Origin of the sequence: Nocardiopsis sp. L17-MgMaSL7 (assembly GCF_003182025.1) — a bacterium.
Lineage (GTDB): Bacteria > Actinomycetota > Actinomycetes > Streptosporangiales > Streptosporangiaceae > Nocardiopsis > Nocardiopsis prasina.
The window spans coordinates 203,061-222,663 of the sequence record NZ_QGTF01000005.1 but is presented as its reverse complement, the minus strand read 5'-3'; the positions used below and the strand labels follow the sequence as shown (position 1 = coordinate 222,663).

The window sequence follows — 19,603 nt, the reverse complement described above, 5'->3', positions numbered from 1 at the left end:
GCGGTGCCCGAACTCCCCGAGGTCGAGGTGGTCCGGCGCGGCCTGGCCGAACACGCGGTGGGGCGCCGGATCGGCGCCGTCGAGGTGCTGCACACGCGCTCGGTCCGCCGCCACGTGCCCGGCCCCGCCGACTTCGCGGCTCGGCTCGGGGGCCAGACCCCCACGGCGGTGCGCCGCCGCGGCAAGTACATGTGGCTGGTGCTGGACAGCGGCGACATGCTCCTGGCCCACCTGGGCATGAGCGGGCAGATGCTGGTGCAGCCGCAGGGCAAGCCGGACGAGAAGCACCTGCGGGTGCGCATTCCGTTGGACGACGGCAACGAGCTGCGCTTCGTCGACCAGCGCACCTTCGGCCACCTGCTGCTGGATCGGGAGGGTGAGCGCGCCGAGGTGCCGTCCTCGGTGGACCACATCGCCCTGGACCCGCTGGACGCCGAGTTCGTCCCGGAGGCGTTCGTCAGGGCGCTGCGGGCCAAGCGGACCGAGGTGAAGCGGGCGCTGCTGGACCAGTCGCTGATCAGCGGTGTGGGCAACATCTACGCCGATGAGGCGCTGTGGCGGGCCCGGCTGCACTGGTCCCGTTCCACGCGGGGACTGTCCAACGCCCAGGCGCTGGAGCTGCTCGGCCACGTCACCGAGGTGATGACCGAGGCCCTGGACGTCGGCGGGACCACGTTCGACGGGCTGTACGTCAACGTCAACGGTGAGAGCGGCTACTTCGAGCGGGGGCTCAACGCCTATGGGCGGCGGGACCGTCCGTGCGGCCGCTGCGGCACGCTGATCGTGCGCGAGGCGTTCATGAACCGCTCCTCGTTCAGCTGCCCGAGCTGCCAGCGGGCACGTTGACAGAAGCCTCGCCGATGCCCGGCACATGCGCCGGCCACTTCCGTTCGTACGTGCCCACACCGAGCCCGGATCGGCAGGCCACGGCGAGGTGAAGGGCTCGGACGTTCCGTTCGTCATGGTCTGCCTCTCCTCTCCACCGTGTGCGTGAGTGCCGCCTCCTCGCGTCTGACGCAGATGGTGACCAGAAGCAGTCCCACCGGTATTGCCGAGATGCTCGCCATGAGCGCGATACCGGGGTGGAACCAAGCGGGGAGGTCGGTGAACATGTCGCCGCCGAAGACGATCCCGCCCATCAAGATCGGTGTCAGCGCGATCCCGGCCCACATGACGACGAAGCTGAAGCCGGCGAGGATGCTCCAGATTCGGGCGCGCAGCGCGCCGGGGCCCTCGTACCGGACCGGTGCCAGCGCTCGATGCGCCACCAGTGGCCACCGGGTGACGAGAATGTCGTTGCTGTAGTCCGGGTCGTAGGTGGTGTGCCGGAACCGGACCTCGTGTCCGACGAGGCCGCGACCGCTGCCGGGCGTCGGCAAGGGACACGGGATCCGCCGGTGGAGGGTTCCATGGCCCGGGACATCGGCACTGATGATCAGTTCGTCGGCCCCTTGCACGTCTTGGCCGGGTGCATCCTCGATCCTGTCGTCGATCGTCCCGAGGGCGACATGTCCCACGGCGAGCTCACCCTCGCTCGGTGCCGGGCGCGGCTTCGGTGGTGGAGTGAACTCACTGACGATCGCTTTCCAGACGCGTCGGAGCAGGGCGGTTCGCGTCCAACGGCGGATGCGCGCCCTGGTATCCGGGGTCCTCGCACAGCGCGTCCGGTCCTCGGCTTCCCGGTTCAGGGCTCGAACCTCCGTTTCGAGTCTTCGCGGAGGAACGGCGATCCCGGCCCTGGTGTGACCGGCCCGCCTTCGCCTCCGAGCCGGACGCCGTCGAGCTTGTAGCCGTCGCGCCAGACATCTTCGTGCGCCTCGGTGAGGAAGACGACGGAGTTCGCGAGTCCCGGGTCGCGGAAGGCGTGGACCTGCCAGGTCGTGCCCGGCGTGAACTCGCCCAGCCAGGAGTCGTCGATGAGGTCGGCCAGCTCCGCGTCGTGCTTCTCGCCGTCGGCGCCCCGGTAGCGCACCGTGATGCCCTGCCTGCCCTCGGAGTCCTCAGTGTTGAGCACCACCCGCGCCGACCGTGGCGTCCGATCCAGTGCCGGGAGCGGCTGTCTCGTCTGTAGCCGCATTCCGAGGGCCGCGATCGCCGTGAAGACCACTGCTCCGACGCCAGGGACGGCGAACGCCCACTCGGGAAGGGTGTCCGGGCCGAGCCAGAAGACGTAGGGGATGCCCGCGGCCAGTGAGATGGTCATGGCGCTCCACCCGAACGCGGTGAGCGCTTCCCCCACCCACACCGCTGCGGGCTCACCTGCGCGGAGGCTGCGCCACGGGTCGATGGCGAGCCAGACGGTCATGACCAGCCCGAGCCCGAGTCCGAGCCACACCATCGTCAGCCGACCCCAGTCGCTCAGTGACAGCACCACCATGCCGCCGACGATGACGATGGAGCCGATCACGATGAGTGCGATGAGATGTTCGAGCCAGAACGGCACCTTGTCGTCCTCGCCGTAGACGACGGTGTGCTCGGAGGAGGTGATCTTGGCTCGCCTGCTCAACGCCTGTCCTTTCCGCGCCGCGAGCGCCGCTTCTTCCTGTCGGGCCAACCGGCAAAGCGCACGTCGTCGACTTCCTCGGGATCGAGCGTGTTGTGGAGAAACCGCATGCGGTCCCCGACGTGACGCTCGAACCCTTCCCCCTCGACATGCAATCGACGGCGCAGCGTTGCCCCGTTCGGGAGCTCGGCACTGATCCGGAGGTCGTACCAGGTCTTGTCCTCACCGCTGCCGGGATGCTCGATCGCCCGATCCAGTGTCCCCACGGTCACCCAGCCGTCGGCGAAGCAGGCTTCCTCGCGCCGCCGAGTGGCGATCAGGTCCGCGACGGTCCCGCACGCGGTCACGCCGATCGCGACGCCCCAGATCCACCAGTACGGGTCCGGGCGGTTGTTGTCAGTGGCACTGGACCAGACGGCCACCGCGATCGACGCGAACGATGCCAGGACGATGAGCGCGATGCCCACCAGGATCGTCGTCATGCCGACGGTCTCGACCTTCGACCAGCGCCGGATTCGTGCGCGCGTCTCGGGTGTGCGCGCCGCGGCCATCCATCCCCGGGTCTGCTCGTCGGTCGTGAACAGGGACCGCAGCGAGACGGTGATCTCACGTGTGATCACGGCGTGCTCCCTCCCGCTTTCCGGCGGAGTCTGCGGCGAGTCCTTTCGAGCTTCTTCGGCACGGGGACCGGTGTGACGATCACGTCGCCGTCACCATCCTGCGGCTCGGTGATGAGCATCCACGCGTGATCGGCGGTCGCGCCGGCGGTCGTGGAGACGGGGAGGTGGAGGAGGAAGTAGCCGCCCGCAGCCTCAGCACCGAACAACGTGCTTGAGGAGATCGGACCCGAGCCTGCGGGAGGCAAGCCCGCCCGCGCGAGCCACTGCTCGAACGCGGCGTGGATCCGCGCGGCCCGCTGGTCGTCGATGCGGTGGTCGAGGGCGATGTAGGTAGCCCAGCTCGCTTCACCGTCATAGTCGAGGGACGCCCGGTGGATCGAATGCGCGATCCCGCTCTCGAAGATCCGCTCGTTCTCGACACGCAGGTCCCGCAGAATGCTCAACCGAAGGACAAGCACGCAGACAGCGACGAGCAGCCACATGCCGACGCCGATCCACGCGAGCCACGGCACCCACCCGGGCCAGGAGTCGTGGCTCTCACCGTTGATCGTGATGTTCCAGCCCGCGCCCGTCGGATCCGCGACCGTCTGCTGGATCAGGAACCCGAGCCCGGCGAGGGCGAGCAGCACCCAGAACACCGGCGCGTAGACGAGTTCGACGCGGCGCGAATCCTCGCTGCCCGCCCATGCGGTCACTTCTTCGACCGACTCCGGCTGCGGGACGTCGTTAGGGCGGGCGATCCGCGGACACGGCGACGCCGGAACGCTCGCGCAGATCGCGGATGGATGACCGGAAGACGTGTCAACCCTCCTGCTCTGGTCCATGCTGCCTTCTTTCTCTTCCGGTCAGGGATCGCCACGACACGAATGGGGTCGTCTGTCGTACCGGCCGATTCGCATGTGCGGTGAGCCGGGATGCGACGTCCCTGCTCTCGTTTCCGCATTGTCCCATGTCTGGTGATACCGATCACATAGCTGGCTTTCGAGGAGCGACGTCCAGGCAGTACGGGAGCGGGTCATAGTTCTGGGGCGGGCTCGACGTCGACAGGGGAGTGGAGTCTGTCCTCGTGCAGCCAGAGTGGAAGTCGTCGGAGTCGGGCAGCAGGATGACCAGGCCTTCGCTGCTCTCGGCGGCGATGACGACCGGCTCGCTCTCGCCAGTCGACTGCTCATTCGGCTGGCGGTGCATGGACGTATCCGTCGTGTCGAGTCAGGCTGCTTCGAGCGGGGGCTCAACGCCTATGGGCGGCGGGACCGTCCGTGCGGCCGCTGTGGCACGCTGATCGTGCGCGAGGCGTTCATGAACCGCTCCTCGTGCAGCTGTCCGAGCTGCCAGCGGGTCCCTCGCGCTCGTCGCCTGAGTCCGGCGGACACCCGTTTCCAACGGCCGAAAATGAAGTGTTTCGTTCAATTTTCGGTGCTTTTGTGGTCTTGAGTGGCGTGTCGGTGAGCAAAGTATCGCCGTGAGGTAAGGGAGAGTTCGGGGCCGTGGGGAAAGAGGGAGAGCCGGTCCGCCTGACCGCGTGGGTGCGCGGCCGGGTCCAGGGAGTGGGTTTTCGCTGGTGGACGCGGGCTCGCGGGTTGGAGCTCGGGCTGAGCGGCGCCGCCACGAACCTGGACGACGGCCGGGTGGAGGTCGTCGCGGAGGGGCCACGGGAGTGCTGCGAGAGGCTTCTGGGGCACCTGAGAAGCGGCGAAACCCCGGGAAGAGTGGACTCCGTGGTGGAACGCTGGGCTTCGCCCGGGGGTTCCTTCGACGGTTTTGTCGAGCGTTGAGTATGCTGGAAGGGTAACGCGGTTCGAGCATCGACCGTGGGGCGGCGCGACCGGGTCTCAGAGGACGGGCGCCGCGACTCACGGGGACCACCGCGCAAGCCCTTGGAGGCCGTGCGTGCCGGCGTCACCGCCGGGGGTGGATCACGTTCTGACCGTGCGGTGCCACATGCCCAGGTGGTTTCGGCCTGGCGTGTGGTCGTTACGGACTGTTGTAATCCAATCTTGACCAGCGGCGCGCGGAGTGAGACTCTGGAAGGCACACCGCGCAACTTCCGCCCGTGGCGTCGGACCTGGGCAAACCGGGTCGACAGGTATACACGGGGACACGTATGCGCGCATCCAACTGGTCACTCAGTGTGGAGGACCCACATCATGGCGAAGGCTCTGTTTGGCCACGTCGGCGGCTCCGACCCTCGTATGGTCTCGGAGATGCGACGGCTTCAGAAGCGGGTACGCGACCTCGAGGACGAGATCAGCCGTCTTCAGGCGAAGAACGACCAGCTCAGCATGGCCGTCACCGACGTCGCCTCCAGCGCGACCGACCGCGAGCCCGCGCTCGCCTGACACCGTGACGTCGTCAGGGGCCGTCCGCGACGGCCTGGAGACGACACACGGAGGATGATCCACTGACGGGGACGCCGAAGCCATTTACTGGCGTCCCTGGCCGGATCACTCCGGACAGTCGAAGACTCGACACCCGGTCGACCCGTACCGGATGCGCTCCGGCGCCGAACGGGAACCCCGAAACCGCGCTCATTTTCCCTTCCCTTGCGGTTTCCTTTACCGTTGTACCCGGCGGGACATCACGCAACCCTCCGTGTTCACGGGACATCCCCCCTTTCCGACACCCCCCGGGCTCCAGTACCCGTCCGGGGTCACGGTGTCGCAGCTCATCGCCCCCGGGTGTCCCCAACACCGCACTTCAGGCCCGGCTTCATGGCACCCTTGGTGTCGGCCCCGTGGCGACCGCCCGTGGCGAGAACGGTGACCGTCGTGGGAGGCGCGGGTGTACCTGAAGAATCTGACGCTGCGCGGCTTCAAGTCGTTCGCGTCGGCCACCACCCTGCGCTTCGAACCCGGCATCACCTGTGTGGTGGGGCCCAACGGGTCCGGCAAGTCCAACGTCGTCGACGCCCTGTCCTGGGTGATGGGCGAGCAGGGCGCCAAGTCCCTGCGCGGCGGCAAGATGGAGGACGTCATCTTCGCGGGCACCTCCACCCGCCAGGCGCTGGGCCGTGCCGAGGTCAGCCTCACCATCGACAACAACGACGGCGCCCTGCCGATCGACTACACCGAGGTCACCATCAAGCGGACCATGTTCCGCAACGGCGGCTCGGAGTACGCGATCAACGGCGACACCTGCCGCCTTCTCGACATCCAGGACCTGCTCAGCGACTCCGGTATCGGCCGTGAGATGCACGTCATCGTCGGCCAGGGACAGCTGGACACCGTCCTGCACGCCGGGCCCGAGGAACGCCGCGCCCTCATCGAGGAGGCGGCGGGCATCCTCAAGCACCGCAAGCGCAAAGAGAAGGCGATCCGCAAGCTCAACGCGATGCAGGGCAACCTGGACCGCGTCACCGACCTCACCGCCGAGCTCCGCCGCCAGCTCAAGCCCCTGGGCCGCCAGGCCGAACTCGCGCGCAGGGCCGCCGTCATCCAGGCCGACCTCCGCGACGCCCGCCTGCGTCTGCTCGCGGACGACATCGTCACCCTCACCGACCAGCTGGCCAAGGAGGAAGCGGACGAGAAGGAGGTCCTCACGCGTCGCGGGGCCGCCGAGACCGCCCTCAACCAGGCCCAGGAGCGCGAGGCCGAGCTGGAGGAGCGGGCCACCGCAGCCGCCCCCGCCCTGGCCCGGGCCAGCGAGACCTACCACGCGCTGTCCCGCCTCACCGAACGCCTCGACGCCGTCCGGGGGCTGGCCACCGAACGCCACCAGAACCTCGTCGCGGTCCAGGGCGAGGTGGTCCAGCGCCGCGACCCCGAGGAACTGGAGATGGAGGCCGAGGAGGCCGCCGCCCAGGAGGAGGAGCTCCAGACCCGTTTGGAGGAGGCGCGCGAGGTCCTGGAGACCAGCGTCACGGAGAGATCCGCCGCCGAGGACGCCCTGCACCGTGAGGAACGGCGCCTGGAGGCCGCCTCCCGCGCCGCCGCAGAACGCCGCGAGGGCATCGTCCGGCTGGCCGCCCGGGTGGAGGGGCTGCGCGGACGGCTGACCTCCAACGAGGCCGAGATCACCCGTCTGGAGGAGGCCGCCCAGCAGGCCGCCGAGCGTGCCGCCACCGCCCAGAGCGAGTACGAGATGGCCGCCGAGGAGGCCGCCGGGCTCGACGAGGGTGACGCCGAACTCGACGACACCCAGGAGCGCTTCGCCCGCCAGCTGTCCGCCGTGGACGCCGAGCTCAACCAGCTGCGCGACACCGAGCGCTCCGCCGAGGGCGAGCGCGCCGCGCTGGCCGCCCGCAAGGAGGCCCTCGAACTGGGTCTGGCCCACAAGGACGGCGCCGGGACCCTCCTGGAGGCCGGGCTGCCCGGCATGCTCGGCAGCCTCGCCGCCCTCGTCCAGGTCGAACCGGGCCACGAGACCGCCGTCGCCGCCGCCTTCGGCGTGGCCGCGGGCGCGGTCGCCGTCAGCGACGAGGCCAGCGCCGCCGCGGCCCTGGAACTGCTCAAGTCCGAGGACGCCGGCCGGGCCGGGATCGTCGTCGCCCGCGCCGTCCCCTCCGCCGACCGTGCCAGCTGGCCGTCCCTGCCCGGGGGCGTTCGCTACGCCGCCGACGCCGTCACCGCACCGGAGCACCTTTCCGACGCGGTCGCCGCGCTCCTGGACCGGGTGGCGCTGGCCGCCGACACCCAGGAGGCCCGCGACCTGGTCTCCGCCCTTCCACAGGTACGCGCGGTCACCCCCGACGGTGACGTGTTCGCCGCCGCCATGGTGCACGGCGGCACCGCCGCCGCGCCCAGCCTCCTGGAGGTCCAGGCCGCGGTGGACGAGGCCGCCGAGAGCCTGGAGGCCGCCACCGAGGCGGCCAAGCGCGTCGCCGTGGAGCTGGAGGAGAAGAAGCGCGAGCGCGCCGAGATCGCGGAGGCCGCCGAGGAGGTCACCGCACGGCGACGCCAGGGCGACCGCAGGCGCAACGAGTCCGCCCAGCGGCTGGGCAAGCTGGGCGGACAGGCCCGCTCCGCCGAGGCCGAGTCCGAGCGCTACGCTGCCGCCGCAGCCAAGGCCGCCGCCTCGCGCGGTGAGGACGCCCAGAAGCTGGAGCGCCTGGAGGAGGAACTGGCGGAGGCCGAGGAGATCTCCGCCGCCGTCGAGGAGGAGGCGCCCGACGCCGACCACCGCGACGAGCTCTCCGCGCTGGCCTCCCGCGCCCGCGCCACCGAGATGGAGCGGCGGCTGGCCGTGCGCACCGCCGAGGAGCGGGCCCGTTCCATCGCGGGCCGCGCGGACGCGCTGCTGGCCCAGGCCGCCGAGGAGCGCCGGGCGGTGGAGCGCGAGGCCGAGCGGCGCCGCAACCGCGCCGCGCAGGCCACGGTCGCCCAGGCCGTGGTCGAGAGTGCCCGGCTGAGCCTGGAACGGATCGCCGTCTCCCTGGCCACCGCGGAGACCGAGCGCGTGGCCGCCGAGGCCGAACGCGAGGCCCGCGACGGCGAGCTGAAGACGGTGCGCGCCCGCGTCCGCGAGCTCTCCGTCGAGCTGGAGAAGCTGACCAGCTCCGCGCATAGTGGCGAGGTGGCCCGAGCGGAGCGCCGGATGCGTCTGGAGCAGCTGGAGACCAAGGCACTGGAGGAGCTGGGCGTGGACGTGCCCACCCTCATCGCGGAGTACGGTCCCCGGGTGCCGGTCCCCCCGGCGACCGACGCCGACGAGGACGCGGTGCCGCTGCCCTATGTCCGCGAGGTGCAGGCCAAGCGGCTCAAGGTCGCCGAGCGCCAGCTCAACCAGCTCGGGAAGATCAACCCGCTGGCGCTGGAGGAGTTCGCCGCCCTGGAGGAGCGGCACGCCTTCCTCAACGCGCAGCTGGAGGACCTCAAGAAGACCCGCCGGGATCTGATGGACATCGTCGCGGAGGTGGACGCCCGGGTGCAGGAGGTGTTCTCCTCGGCCTACCTGGACGTGGAGCGGGAGTTCGCGGCGATCTTCGGCCGTCTGTTCCCCGGCGGTGAGGGCCGTCTGGTGCTGACGGCTCCCGAGGACATGCTCACCACGGGCATCGAGGTGGAGGCCCGCCCGCCAGGCAAGAAGGTCAAGCGGCTGTCCCTGCTGTCCGGTGGCGAGCGCTCCCTGACCGCCGTGGCCTTCCTCGCCGCCATCTTCAAGGCCCGCCCGTCGCCTTTCTACGTGATGGACGAGGTCGAGGCGGCCCTGGACGACACCAACCTCCAGCGCCTGCTGGTGATCTTCGAGGAGCTGCGGGAGTCGTCGCAGCTGATCGTGATCACCCACCAGAAGCGCACCATGGAGGCGGCGGACGCCCTGTACGGCGTCACCATGCAGGGTGATGGAATCTCCCAGGTCATCAGCCAGAAGCTCGACCGCCCCGCCTGACGGGGTTCGGGTGACGGAGGTCACTGTCTCGCGTGTGCCCCGGTGCGGGCCCCGGGCGGGCCGGAGCCCTAGCCTGGCGGTTGCAGTGCCAGCACCAACCCCAACCTTCAGGTCGAAACGGACGCCGTGTTCTTCATCCCCCTCGTGCTGTGGGCCCGACAGCGGATGCGCCACTTCCCAGGCGCGGTCCGCGCCAGTGTGGCGGTCGGGGGTACCGGTGTCTTCACCATGATGCTGCTTCTGGGTACGTCGTACCGGGTGCAGCCGCCGCCGGGCGAGGAGGGCCGGGTGCGTTGTTCCCCAGTTGTGTGGGTGGGGCCCGCTCTGTGGGACGACCGACGCGACTGGGGCGAGGACATCGAGCAGATGATTCGGCAGGAGTGGGTGGACTCGTCCTGTTCGGAGCGGCAGAAGCGCCGCGCCGCCCTGTCGTTGGCGCTGGCCCTGCCTTCGAGCCTGTGCTTCGCCTACGCCCTCGTGAAACTCCCCAGGGCAAAGGACGGGGATTCCTAGCGGGCCTACGATGGGGAACGAGTGGCTGTACGCGTTCTACGGGCAGCGGAAAGTGCAGAGATGACCGTGGCGAGTATGGGTGAATTGTCTGTTTCTCAACAACTTGCAGATTTGGCGTCTTTCCGCTGACAAACGTGCAGGTCAGTGAGACTGCTCCCCGCGCACGCGGGGATGGCCCCACCGCGCGGATCGAGTGCCCCGTGTGCGACTTCTGCTCCCCGCGCACGCGGGGATGGCCCCTGGGTGGCGACCGGGTCGAGAGCGCGGGGCCGCTGCTCCCCGCGCACGCGGGGATGGCCCCGTGTTGTCCCGCGACCTCGACCGCCACGGACCCTGCTCCCCGCGCACGCGGGGATGGCCCCAGGCCGGTCCGGCGTTGGCGTCCTGGACGCAGCTGCTCCCCGCGCACGCGTGGATGGCCCCGTGGTCGGGCTGTTCGTGGCCACCGGGGTCCTCTGCTCCCCGCGCACGCGGGGATGGCCCCTCCTGGCCGTCCATCGGACCGCCGAACAACGTCTGCTCCCCGCGCACGCGGGGATGGCCCCAGGCGGGGGTTCTCCGCCGCGTCGTGGCGGATCTGCTCCCCGCGCACGCGGGGATGGACCCCACTTCGCCTTAAGCCGTGCACTCAGGTCGTTCTGCTCCCCGCGCACGCGGGGATGGACCCAAGGGGATGAGGCCGACGCCCACCACTTCCTACTGCTCCCCGCGCACGCGGGGATGGACCACTACCGCAAAATGGCGAACGCCGGAATGCGGGGGACTGAGCTGTACGGATCCTCCGATTCCGTCAGGCGGATCGTGGCAGGCTGGAAGATGACCACCGTGATTCCACGACTTCTCCACTGACCGCGCACAGCAAAGAAGGAACCACGACGTGAGCGTGATCGAATACGAGGCCAAGGTCCTGGATATCGACTCCGCAAAGGTGGCCCGGCTCATTCTCGACAAGGGTGGTGCTGACCTGGGTGAGGTGCTTCAGCGGCGCTACGTGTACGACATCGAGCCGGGGGACACGTCGCGGTGGGTGCGTCTGCGCGATACCGGGAACCAGGTCACGCTCACAGTGAAGGAGATCGACTCGGACGCCATCGGCGGTACTCGGGAGACCGAGACGGAGGTCGGTGACTTCGAGACCGCCAACGCGTTGTTGGGCAAGCTCGGTTACACACCCAAGGCCTACCAGGAGAACCGACGGCACAGCTTCACGCTGGATGGCGCCCAGTTGGAGATCGACTCCTGGCCGCAGATCCCCGCGTATCTGGAGATCGAAGCGGACAGCCGCGCCGAGGTGGTGCGGGTGGCCGCGCTGCTCGGCTTCGACGAGGCGGCCCTGACGGGGGAGAACACCACCAAGGTCTACGACCGTTACGGCATCGACTTGTCCGGCATCGCGGATCTGCGCTTCGATGCCTGAGAAGGGTTGATTGATGCCTTCGGCCTTCGTTCTGACGCTTGTCGGCCCGGGGCACCTCTCTACCCCCTGTGGAAGCACACCTGCTGCTGTGTCGAGGGGACTTCCCCAGACCCTGAGCGCCTCAGTGAGGTCCCCAGCGGCGGGGTGCCCGTCGAGATCATCCACGAGGCGGAACAGTCGAGGCGCGTGTGTTCGCGCGCGGCAACCAGGCTGAGACTGATTCCAGGACACCGGCAGGTCGCTGTGGCCCCGTGGAACGGCCTCGGGAGCACTGCGCGCATTTCGACACCAAACGCCCTGAATCCGCGTATACGTTCGACTACGGAAAGATAGCCCGAACGTCGAACAACCCGCCGAGGAGCTTCCCCGGATGAGTGAGAACACCCGGTTCGAGCGCGGACGCCCCGTCGTCCTGCGCGGCGGAACGGTGCTGCCGATGGACGACGCCCGCACCGTCCTGCCCGACACCGACGTGCTCGTGGTCGACGACCGCGTCGCGCGGGTCGGCCGCGACCTGGCCGTGCCCGACGGCGCCGCGGTCGTCGACGCCACCGACGGCATCGTCATGCCGGGAATGGTCGACACCCACCGCCACATGTGGCAGACCGCGATGCGCGGTTACGGGGCCGACTGGACCCTGACCCAGTACTTCGTCTGGTACTACCTGGAGGGCGGCAAGCTCTTCCGCCCCGAGGACGTGCACGCGGGCAACGCACTGGCCGGGGCCGAGGCCCTTGATGCCGGGGTGACCACGGTCGTGGACTGGTCGCACGGACTGAGCACGGTCGACCATGCCGACGCGGCCGTGGACGCCCTGAAATCGGTTCCGGGCCGGTACGTTCTGGCCTACGGCAACATCCAGGCCCAGCCCGGCGAGTGGGCCACCGACCCGGCCTTCCGTGACTTCGTACGCCGCCGCTTCGACGGCGACCGCGACATGCTCGACGTCCAGATCGCCTTCGACGTCACCGGCGACCCGGACTTCCCAGAGAAGCGCGCCTTCGAGGTGGCCCGCGAACTGGGGTTGCCGGTGACCACGCACGCGGGCGTGTGGGGCGCCACCGGCGACGACTCCATCAGGCTCATGCACGAGCACGGGTTCATGACACCGGAGACGGTGTACGTGCACGCCGCCTCGCTGTCCACCGACTCCTACCACCGCATCGCCGCGACCGGCGGCAGCGTCTCGGTCTCCACCGAGAGCGAGCAGAGCGCCGGGCAGGGCTACCCGCCCACCTGGAGGCTGCGCGAACACGGCATTCCGGTGTCGCTGTCGATGGATTCCAGCGCCTGGTGGAGCGGCGATCTGTTCTCGGCCATGCGCACCACCCTGGGCGCCGACCGTTCCCGCGAGCACCTGGAGGCGCACGCACGCGGGGAGACGGTCACGCACGCGTCCCTGCGCGCGGACCAGGTCGTGGAGTGGGCGACTCGCGGTGGCGCCGACGCGCTGGGCCGCGCCGACCTGGGTCGGGTGCGCCCCGGGGCCAAGGCCGACCTGGTGCTGATCAAGAACGAGCACTCCCCGGTCTCGTTCCCGCTGCTCAACCCCTACGGCCACGTGGTCTTTCAGGCTCAGCGCGGTGACGTGCACACGGTCCTGGTCGACGGCAGGGTCGTCAAGCACGAGCACCGCCTGGTCGGTGTCGACCTGGGCACGATCCGCCGGAACGTGGAGTCGACCCTGGACCACTTGCGGGGCGCACTCGGCGACGAGGAGTGGGTCAAGGGCATGAACCCCGACGTGCCTGAGCCCACCCTGCTCGACAATCCTTACTCCTACACCGACTACAAGAGCGCCTCCACCCACGGTGGTTGAGTTCGCGAGCCCGGTACGGGCAGTACCCGCTGGAGGTCCCGGCGGAGACTGCCCGTCCCGGCTCGGGGCGGTCTTGGTCGATCGCCGGAACCCCTGGGCGATCAGGGCCGGAGGGTCGGTGACGTCCTGCCTGAGGACGAGCGGAGGCCTCCAACCCACGAGCGCTTGAACCCACGCGGTGCGCGAAACACCATCCACTCACACTGCCCTGAGTGGAACGAATCACCCCAAGGGCTACGCGGTGAGCGGGGCCTGACCACGGCTCGGGTTATGGGCGGGTCTGCCGTAGAGGATTCCCGCCGCCCCACCTCACGTCGTAGAACGGTCATCGGCGCTCAGCTCCAGCCGGTTCTGCGGTGCAGGGCACACGTTGTCCCAGTCGACGCTTGTGAAGTCGCTGATTGCGGAACGGAGTAGCCGTAAGGATCCGGGGGCGGTAGAAAGAGCAAAGGAAGATCGCCACGACGATGGGTGAAATGTCTGTTTCTCAACAACTTGCAGATTTGGCGTCTTTCCGCTGACAAACGTGCAGGTCAATGAGACTGCTCCCCGCGCACGCGGGGATGGACCCTCGTGCCCCAGGAGGGCGCCGGTGGTGAGCCGCTGCTCCCCGCGCACGCGGGGATGGACCCGTAATCGACTCGGTGGGCGAGTGGTCGGCGCGCTGCTCCCCGCGTACGCGGGGATGGACCCTCGGACCCGACCGTCATCAGGTCGCGGAACGCCTGCTCCCCGCGCACGCGGGGATGGGCCCCACGGCGAGCCCCCGGCCGCCCTCAGCGATGTCTGCTCCCCGCGTTCACGGGGATGGGTGGGGCCCGACGTCTGCCGGGCCCCTTTCTCTTGGTGGCTTAGGTCAGGATGCCGATGTTGTGGGTGAGGGTCTGCCCCAGGATTTCCAGGGTGGTCAGGCCCAGGAGGAGCGCGGAGCTTAACGCGGTGGCGGGCCATCCCCACCAGGGGCGGGGCGCGCGGTGGCGACCTCGGGGGAGGGTCTCATTCGGTTCAGTCCGGGTCGTGGCGGCCTCCTGTGCCTTCCGTTCGCGCTGTTGGCGGGCGACGTGCACCCAGTGCGGGAGGGCTCCGTGCTCGAGCATGTAGGCCACTCGCGGATTGCCCTGCATCTGGCGCAGGAGACGTTCCTGACGGGCCTGGTGTGACTCGGACCAGGGCAGCCCCGTGTGGGCCCGTTCGATCTGGGGCGACTTCGCGCGAGGAGCCATTGCCGTAACCGGAACGACTGGGGACGGCACGGTCCGCTGCGGGTGTGCTGGGCGGGGGAAGCGGTGCCCTCGGGGTGCGGCCAGGACCGACCGGACCCCTGCGCTGACCTGATGACCGGTCATCGGGCACACCCGCCAGCGACCAGGGCAGGAAGGGTGAACTCGGCCCAGATTACGGTGCCCAGCCCCGCGCAGAAGGGGAAGTCCAGCACCGGCCGGAACCCCCACCGGGTGGCGAGGTGGTCAAGTAGGAGCAGGCCGCGTCCGCGTTCGGCGCGCTCCTGCTGCTGCCTGGTGCGCCTGCGCGGGACCTTCGGAACGGTGTCCGTGGTGGCGTTGGTGCGGGTGCCGTCGTCGATGATCGAGATCCGGACCGTTCCCGGTCGGGGCGTGTCCAGGGTTCGGACCACCCTGCCGTCGGGGTCCTGTCCGGAGCGTGAGTGTTCGCAGGCGTTGGCGAACATCTCGCTCACGCACAACACCATCTCCTCCTTCACCCCGGCGGGGAGAGAGGGCAGGCGGTGGAGGTCGGTGTCCAGGTCCGCGCGAACGTGCCTGGTGTGGGAGAGCTGTCCGGGGTAGACGCGGCACTCCCACCGGAGCTCGTCACTGGGTGGGCTGTTCGTGTGGTTGAGGGCAGGGGTGTGCGGCACAATGGCCATGTCGGCAATCGCTTTCTCTAAGCAGGTGGTTGTTGTCGACCTGCTCTGGGGGTGTTGGCTCACCCGCCAGAGCTTTTTCATGGGCTGGCTTCGGAACCTCTCAGGCAGCGGGCGGAGGCTCCGGATTGCTCCTGTGAACACCCAGGTGGCGGTGGGCGAGCAGCCGCAGGAGTTCGGTGCGGTTGGGAGCGGTGATCCGCTCGTAGGGGTCCCCCTCACCGGTCCACCCCAGGGGGCGGCGGGCCACGAAGGTCTCGTGGGGAACCTGGCCCTCCACGGTCATGTTCCAGTGCTTGTGCAGCAGGGTGCAGAGGACGTGTTCGGGGACCGGGAGCCCGGGATTGGAGTCCTTGTGTTTCGGGACTGTCCCCGCCACGGGCCTGTTGCCGGGGACCCGCGTGGGTGCGGGGTGGTCGTGGATGGCCTGGTCGATCAACCGGACCGCCAGTTCCCCATCGCTCTCCTCCCGCGCGATCCGTAGGGCTTCCAGGATGACCGGGATGCGGTTGCGCAGGGTGTGGTTGTGCCACACGTCCACCTGCGCGGGAGTCAGATGAGTGGGGGCGGCCAACGCGTCCTCTGCGGTCGCGAGCAGGTCCCTGGTGTCGATGTCCAGCATCACTGCCCTCCCTCGATCTGGGTCCATGGGTTGTGGGTGAGGTCGTAGGAGAGGTGGAACCAGACCTGTCGGAACTTCGGGTTGCCGTTGTCGCCCCACCGGTCCGCCAACGCGTTGACCAGCCCCAAACCGATGCCCTGGCCGCTCCCCAGGCCCGATTCCGGGTCGAGCGTGTTCAGGTCAGTCGCGGTGAACGGGCCTGGTTCGAGGGGGAGGCGGCTGCCCTGGTCCTGACAGGTGAGCGTCATCCCGGTCGCGCCCCGGTCGACGGTGAGTGAGTAGGTCTGGCCGTTCTCACTCGACAACGAGTGAGCGATCGCGTTGTTGGCCAACTCCGAGCCCAGCAGGGTGAACAGGAACCGGTACTCCGTGCTGCGTTCAGCTGCGCTGGTGTCCAGGAACGCGCGGACCAGGGGCATGAGACTGGGGAGTCCGGCGAAGGCGTACTTGCGTTTGCGGAATGGGGTGCCCACGGTGCGGGAGAAGTAGTGGGCGTGGAACGGCTTGATGAAGCTGGCGAGGGGGACCGTCGCCTCGCGGTGGGTCAGTTCTGGGGAGAACACGCTCACGTGGCCACCGCCAACCGTCGCAGCCCAGACAGGACGGCACACAGGACCTGCATGGGGGCGGACCCGATCGGCCTTCGGGGCGAGGGGATCAGCGGACCACGGGAACGAGCAGTGGTGCAGCGGGGGTTGGTGGGTACTCGGGTGAACCACCCAGGTCGAGGCGGCAGGCGGTCAGTGCTCATTTTCGTCCAGTTCTCTTGAGAGTGGTTGGTGATGCAAGGGTGTAAAAGGTGGGCGTCCCGCCGGGAAATGCGGTTCGGCTCCCGTGTGTGGCGGGAGATGAGGGTGATGGGTCAGCTGAGGTCGAGGACAACCTCGACGGTGGTCTGCTGGATGCGGTTGCCGTCCCAGGTCCAGGAGGGGGTCCAGGACAGGGCGAGGCGGTTGAGGACCGCCAGTCCGGAGGCACTTTCTCGGGGGTTGAGCTGCGGGTACTGCGGCCGGATGGTGTCTCGCGGTCCCTGATCAGTGACGTAGAGGTGGGGGAGTAGCGGTCGGGACTGGTCCAGGACGACGCGGACGGTTCCGCCGGGCAGGCCCGACCGGGAGTGCTGGTGGGAGTTGGTGACGAGGATGCGCGTGATGCGGGCCAGACGGGTGCCCTGAACGGGAAGCATGTTCCGACACCAGGCGGAAAGTGCTCGGTACTCGCGAGTGGGTCCGAGCAGGATTCCGTGACGCGCGGGCTCGGAGAATCGGAGCGCGCGGGGATAGCGCCCGACATGGGTGTTTGGTGTCCTGGAGGGGCTCTTGCTATCCCGCATCTGTCTCACCTCGGGTGTTTCGGGGTGGGTCTTGACCCCAGTCGGCTGCTCTCGAAATCGCCCACCGGGGTCTTTCGTGTCCTGGGGGTTCACCTTTGTCGTGGACAAGGGCGGGGTGCTCACAGGGGGCGCTCCATGGGCAGGGAACCCCGTGGGCAGGCACCCAACGCAGAAGCTCCACTTCTCCTCAGATGAGGAATCGATCTAGAGTCGCGCACCAAATCGGGTTCTGAAGATCTCGGCTGCCTGGCGATAACTTGACACAAGTGCTGGTCAGCGGTCTATGGAAACGGTGAAACTGTCGTTTCCGGTTTGATGGCTAGACTCTCTGTTGCATCCTGTAATACTCTGTTTCAGTGACGGTCGATGTGAAACAAAAGTGGATTCCCTTTGGTAAGGAGCTTCGAAAGCTCCGAGGTGGCAAGGGGTTGACGTTGGCTGAGGTGGGTGCACGTCTGGGTGTAAGCGGTCCTCAGATCGGTAACTTTGAAAGAGCTACTCGCATCCCAAATGGGGGGCAAGTGGACATACTCGACGGGCTGTATGAAACAGGCGGCCAGTTGCGTGAATTCTGGGAGGACACGCGGCGCCAGGGTCGAGTTCCTGATGAGTTCCGAAGCGCCTTGGCGATGGAGCGCAAGGCGACGCTCATTCGTGAGTACCAGTCGATCCTGTTTCCGGGCCTGATCCAAACGCCCGACTACGCTCGGACTCTGATCCGAGCCCGTCGCCCACAAGCTCCGGACGAGGAGGTTGAGGAGCTGGTTGCCGCTCGGATGGGTCGACTCGATGACCTCATGCAGCGGGGGGCTACGCTGTGGGTTGTGGTCGATGAGATGGTAGTCAGAAGGCCGATCGGTTCTGCGGAGATCCTCGGTGCTCAACTGGATCGAGTCACGACGCTGATCCAAAGCGGTGCGATTCGGCTTCAGGTCCTTCCTCTCGAAAACCACCCCGGGTTGTGTGCTCCCTACCGGGTCGTGGCGCTCAACGACCGGCGCAACGCTCTCTTCCTGGAGAACGCCCGAGGGGGCGAGATCGTTGACAAAGCGGACTTGGTGACTGAGATGTCGATGTTGTTCAGCGCGATGCAGGCTGAGGCGCTCACTACCCGTGGCACCCTTGAGTTGATTCAGGCCGTGAAGGGGCAGATCGCATGAGTGAATACCACAAGTCCAGTTACAGTGACGGGACTGGCGGCAACTGTGTAGAGGTCTCGGAAGGTCCCACCACCCACTTTCGAGACACCCAGAATCGCGACCGGGGTCACCTGGACGCTCCGGCTCCGGAGTGGGCGGCCTTGGTAGCAGCAGTTCGCGGCCAGTAGTACAACGCAGAACCGTCCCCGCTCAGGTGTGTTGAGCGGGGACGGTTCTGCGTTGTACTGGCTCAGGTTACCCCGGGGATGTCACGCGTAGCCAGGGCTATGGCCGGGGAGAAGCATTCGCATCAAGCGCCCCATCTGCCCCACGGCTGCTTGCGATCGACGGTCGTGGGCCCGTCTCTTTCTGGAGGAAGACCACGGGATGAGATCGTGGGATGTGGCGCTCGAGATGTCGAAGCTGTTGGGTGGGATGCGGGCCAGAGGGCCCTCCTCTGGCGTGAATGCGGCCTGATGAGGAAGAAAGCGGAGGATTCCGATGACGGACTGGCGCAAGTCTTCGTACAGCAATGGTGAAGGCGGGAACTGCGTGGAGGCTCGTGCCACGGATCGGGGCGCTGCCGTACGCGACACACAGAATCGCCACCTTGGGCACCTCAATGCGACCGCCACTGAGTGGAGGGCGTTTATGGCCGCCGTACGCCTCTAAGGCGAGGCGAACCGCAGCCCGCCAGCTTTGAAGTTCCGTACCAAGTGGATGAGATTCGAGAGAGCGAATGATGACCGATGGTTGGAAGAAGTCCACCTATAGCAACGGCACGGGCGGCGACTGTGTGGAGGCCTGTGCGACTGGGCAGGGTGCTGCGGTGCGGGATACCCAGCATCGCCATCTGAGCCAGCTCGACGCGTCCGCCGCTGAGTGGGAGGCGTTCGTGGCCGCCGTGCGCCTCTAAGACGAGGCAGACTCGCGTCGTACCGGCCGGGGGCAACAACCGCCGCGATCGGTCCACTAGCCCTGGTCGAGGCTTCCGATGAACCGGGACGCCTCGTCCTCGGTCATCCCGGTCTCCTGAGCCACCATCCGGACGGCGTCCGCCACACGGTCCTCCGCCACCAGCTCACGCACCCGGTCGGCCAGGCTCCCGTCCGGAGCGGGCGCCCACCGCCCCGCCTCGATGGCCTCAGAGAGATTCTTGGCCTCCAACAACCCCATGCCCGTGAGCTCCCGGATCCGCTTGATCGCCAGGATCTTGTTGTCAGTCCTCAGGAGACCCAGCACCTCCTCGTACCCTTCCCGGGTGAGCTCCGCGCGTACGGGCTCCGGCTCGGGATTGCGGAAGCGGTCGAAGAATCCGGCCATGGGTCGGTGGGTCCTTTCAGAGCGGGAGAAACGGGGCGATCCGTCCAGGTCCCGCAGTGTACGCCCGGCCGGTGCCCCGCCCGCACCCCGCACCCGCACACGGAC

At 68.3% G+C, this 19,603-nt stretch carries 21 protein-coding genes, 1 pseudogene and 2 CRISPR repeat arrays; of the genes and pseudogenes, 12 read left to right on the top strand and 10 right to left on the bottom strand.

The features are described from left to right. Window positions 1-3: 3 nt before the first annotated feature. Window positions 4-846: a bifunctional DNA-formamidopyrimidine glycosylase/DNA-(apurinic or apyrimidinic site) lyase gene (mutM, locus tag BDW27_RS10900; protein ID WP_110049222.1), complete on the top strand. Its 843-nt coding sequence runs from the start codon at window positions 4-6 to the stop codon at window positions 844-846. A gap of 113 nt (window positions 847-959) precedes the next feature. Here mutM and BDW27_RS10895 read toward each other — a convergent pair whose 3' ends face one another. From BDW27_RS10895 to BDW27_RS10880, 4 genes are all read right to left on the bottom strand, one after another. Then, entirely contained in the window at window positions 960-1,517 is a 558-nt protein-coding gene (locus tag BDW27_RS10895) for a hypothetical protein (RefSeq protein ID WP_199560613.1), read from the bottom strand. A gap of 167 nt (window positions 1,518-1,684) precedes the next feature. Beyond that, on the bottom strand, window positions 1,685-2,506 hold the full coding sequence (locus BDW27_RS10890; protein ID WP_110049220.1) for a hypothetical protein: 822 nt from the start codon (window positions 2,504-2,506) through the stop codon (window positions 1,685-1,687). After that, window positions 2,503-3,123 carry a hypothetical protein gene (locus BDW27_RS10885; RefSeq protein ID WP_199560612.1) on the bottom strand — a complete coding sequence of 207 codons (621 nt, stop codon included), beginning with the start codon at window positions 3,121-3,123 and terminating at the stop codon, window positions 2,503-2,505. Before BDW27_RS10885 ends, BDW27_RS10890 begins: the two co-directional genes overlap by 4 nt. After that, window positions 3,120-3,947, bottom strand: a complete 828-nt coding sequence (locus BDW27_RS10880; protein ID WP_233515721.1) for a hypothetical protein — start codon at window positions 3,945-3,947, stop codon at window positions 3,120-3,122. Before BDW27_RS10880 ends, BDW27_RS10885 begins: the two co-directional genes overlap by 4 nt. Window positions 3,948-4,329: 382 nt before the next feature. On the opposite strand from BDW27_RS10880, the pseudogene BDW27_RS10875 reads away from it, so the two are divergent. From BDW27_RS10875 to BDW27_RS10845, 7 genes and pseudogenes are all read left to right on the top strand, one after another. Then, a pseudogene (locus BDW27_RS10875) lies at window positions 4,330-4,479 on the top strand (zinc finger domain-containing protein); the annotation flags it as partial. A 131-nt stretch (window positions 4,480-4,610) separates the two neighbouring features. Next, window positions 4,611-4,898 (top strand): acylphosphatase, encoded by a 288-nt coding sequence (locus BDW27_RS10870; protein ID WP_110049219.1) that lies wholly within the window; start codon window positions 4,611-4,613, stop codon window positions 4,896-4,898. Window positions 4,899-5,270: 372 nt separating this feature from the next. Continuing rightward, window positions 5,271-5,462 (top strand): hypothetical protein, encoded by a 192-nt coding sequence (locus BDW27_RS10865; RefSeq protein WP_049568596.1) that lies wholly within the window; start codon window positions 5,271-5,273, stop codon window positions 5,460-5,462. A gap of 442 nt (window positions 5,463-5,904) precedes the next feature. Then, window positions 5,905-9,450 carry a chromosome segregation protein SMC gene (smc, locus tag BDW27_RS10860; RefSeq protein WP_110049218.1) on the top strand — a complete coding sequence of 1,182 codons (3,546 nt, stop codon included), beginning with the start codon at window positions 5,905-5,907 and terminating at the stop codon, window positions 9,448-9,450. Window positions 9,451-9,576: 126 nt separating this feature from the next. After that, window positions 9,577-9,963 carry a hypothetical protein gene (locus BDW27_RS10855; RefSeq protein ID WP_110049217.1) on the top strand — a complete coding sequence of 129 codons (387 nt, stop codon included), beginning with the start codon at window positions 9,577-9,579 and terminating at the stop codon, window positions 9,961-9,963. A 150-nt stretch (window positions 9,964-10,113) separates the two neighbouring features. Continuing rightward, a CRISPR array of direct repeats spans window positions 10,114-10,690; the repeat unit is 29 nt; unit sequence CTGCTCCCCGCGCACGCGGGGATGGCCCC. Between the two features lie 150 nt (window positions 10,691-10,840). After that, window positions 10,841-11,380, top strand: coding sequence for a class IV adenylate cyclase (locus BDW27_RS10850; protein WP_110049216.1), 540 nt, complete (start codon window positions 10,841-10,843; stop codon window positions 11,378-11,380). A gap of 370 nt (window positions 11,381-11,750) precedes the next feature. Continuing rightward, window positions 11,751-13,199: an amidohydrolase family protein gene (locus tag BDW27_RS10845; RefSeq protein WP_110049215.1), complete on the top strand. Its 1,449-nt coding sequence runs from the start codon at window positions 11,751-11,753 to the stop codon at window positions 13,197-13,199. Between the two features lie 542 nt (window positions 13,200-13,741). After that, window positions 13,742-14,014: a CRISPR direct-repeat array (repeat unit 29 nt; unit sequence CTGCTCCCCGCGCACGCGGGGATGGACCC). 36 nt (window positions 14,015-14,050) lie between these two features. Here BDW27_RS10845 and BDW27_RS10840 read toward each other — a convergent pair. From BDW27_RS10840 to BDW27_RS10815, 5 genes are all read right to left on the bottom strand, one after another. After that, complete coding sequence (locus BDW27_RS10840) at window positions 14,051-14,422, bottom strand: hypothetical protein (RefSeq protein WP_233515720.1); 372 nt, start codon at window positions 14,420-14,422, stop codon at window positions 14,051-14,053. Between the two features lie 119 nt (window positions 14,423-14,541). Continuing rightward, window positions 14,542-15,084 (bottom strand): ATP-binding protein, encoded by a 543-nt coding sequence (locus tag BDW27_RS10835; RefSeq protein WP_110049214.1) that lies wholly within the window; start codon window positions 15,082-15,084, stop codon window positions 14,542-14,544. Window positions 15,085-15,184: 100 nt separating this feature from the next. Beyond that, window positions 15,185-15,703: a hypothetical protein gene (locus tag BDW27_RS10830; protein ID WP_110049213.1), complete on the bottom strand. Its 519-nt coding sequence runs from the start codon at window positions 15,701-15,703 to the stop codon at window positions 15,185-15,187. Then, window positions 15,703-16,272, bottom strand: a complete 570-nt coding sequence (locus tag BDW27_RS10825) for an ATP-binding protein (protein WP_110049212.1) — start codon at window positions 16,270-16,272, stop codon at window positions 15,703-15,705. The genes BDW27_RS10830 and BDW27_RS10825 overlap by 1 nt, the downstream gene beginning before the upstream one ends. Before the next feature lie 293 nt (window positions 16,273-16,565). Further along, window positions 16,566-16,889: an ATP-binding protein gene (locus BDW27_RS10815; protein WP_110049210.1), complete on the bottom strand. Its 324-nt coding sequence runs from the start codon at window positions 16,887-16,889 to the stop codon at window positions 16,566-16,568. 503 nt (window positions 16,890-17,392) lie between these two features. Between BDW27_RS10815 and BDW27_RS10810 the strand changes: the two genes are divergently transcribed. The 4 genes from BDW27_RS10810 (at window position 17,393) to BDW27_RS10795 (ending at window position 19,091) form a co-directional block, all read left to right on the top strand. Then, window positions 17,393-18,196, top strand: coding sequence for a helix-turn-helix transcriptional regulator (locus BDW27_RS10810; protein WP_110049209.1), 804 nt, complete (start codon window positions 17,393-17,395; stop codon window positions 18,194-18,196). Further along, the gene (locus BDW27_RS10805) at window positions 18,193-18,363 is read left to right on the top strand and encodes a DUF397 domain-containing protein (RefSeq protein ID WP_110049208.1); all 171 of its coding nucleotides are present in this window, start codon (window positions 18,193-18,195) and stop codon (window positions 18,361-18,363) included. The genes BDW27_RS10810 and BDW27_RS10805 overlap by 4 nt, the downstream gene beginning before the upstream one ends. A gap of 313 nt (window positions 18,364-18,676) precedes the next feature. Continuing rightward, a complete protein-coding gene (locus tag BDW27_RS10800; RefSeq protein ID WP_110049207.1) occupies window positions 18,677-18,847 on the top strand; it encodes a DUF397 domain-containing protein in 171 nt (56 codons plus the stop codon). Between the two features lie 67 nt (window positions 18,848-18,914). Beyond that, entirely contained in the window at window positions 18,915-19,091 is a 177-nt protein-coding gene (locus BDW27_RS10795; RefSeq protein ID WP_110049206.1) for a DUF397 domain-containing protein, read from the top strand. 56 nt (window positions 19,092-19,147) lie between these two features. Here the strand turns inward: BDW27_RS10795 and BDW27_RS10790 are convergent, their stop codons facing one another. Beyond that, window positions 19,148-19,498 (bottom strand): ribosomal protein L7/L12, encoded by a 351-nt coding sequence (locus tag BDW27_RS10790; RefSeq protein ID WP_110049205.1) that lies wholly within the window; start codon window positions 19,496-19,498, stop codon window positions 19,148-19,150. Between the last annotated feature and the right edge of the window lie 105 nt (window positions 19,499-19,603).

What these genes read in the sequence shown, in the direction of transcription:
- BDW27_RS10865 (WP_049568596.1), top strand. Translation starts at nt 5,271, where the DNA reads ATGGCGAAGGCTCTGTTTGGCCACGTCGGCGGCTCCGACCCTCGTATG.
- BDW27_RS10815 (WP_110049210.1), bottom strand. Translation starts at nt 16,889, where the DNA reads ATGCTTCCCGTTCAGGGCACCCGTCTGGCCCGCATCACGCGCATCCTC.
- BDW27_RS10835 (WP_110049214.1), bottom strand. Translation starts at nt 15,084, where the DNA reads ATGGCCATTGTGCCGCACACCCCTGCCCTCAACCACACGAACAGCCCA.
- BDW27_RS10880 (WP_233515721.1), bottom strand. Translation starts at nt 3,947, where the DNA reads ATGGACCAGAGCAGGAGGGTTGACACGTCTTCCGGTCATCCATCCGCG.
- BDW27_RS10840 (WP_233515720.1), bottom strand. Translation starts at nt 14,422, where the DNA reads ATGGCTCCTCGCGCGAAGTCGCCCCAGATCGAACGGGCCCACACGGGG.
- BDW27_RS10845 (WP_110049215.1), top strand. Translation starts at nt 11,751, where the DNA reads ATGAGTGAGAACACCCGGTTCGAGCGCGGACGCCCCGTCGTCCTGCGC.
- BDW27_RS10805 (WP_110049208.1), top strand. Translation starts at nt 18,193, where the DNA reads ATGAGTGAATACCACAAGTCCAGTTACAGTGACGGGACTGGCGGCAAC.
- BDW27_RS10830 (WP_110049213.1), bottom strand. Translation starts at nt 15,703, where the DNA reads ATGCTGGACATCGACACCAGGGACCTGCTCGCGACCGCAGAGGACGCG.
- BDW27_RS10795 (WP_110049206.1), top strand. Translation starts at nt 18,915, where the DNA reads ATGATGACCGATGGTTGGAAGAAGTCCACCTATAGCAACGGCACGGGC.
- BDW27_RS10800 (WP_110049207.1), top strand. Translation starts at nt 18,677, where the DNA reads ATGACGGACTGGCGCAAGTCTTCGTACAGCAATGGTGAAGGCGGGAAC.
- BDW27_RS10790 (WP_110049205.1), bottom strand. Translation starts at nt 19,498, where the DNA reads ATGGCCGGATTCTTCGACCGCTTCCGCAATCCCGAGCCGGAGCCCGTA.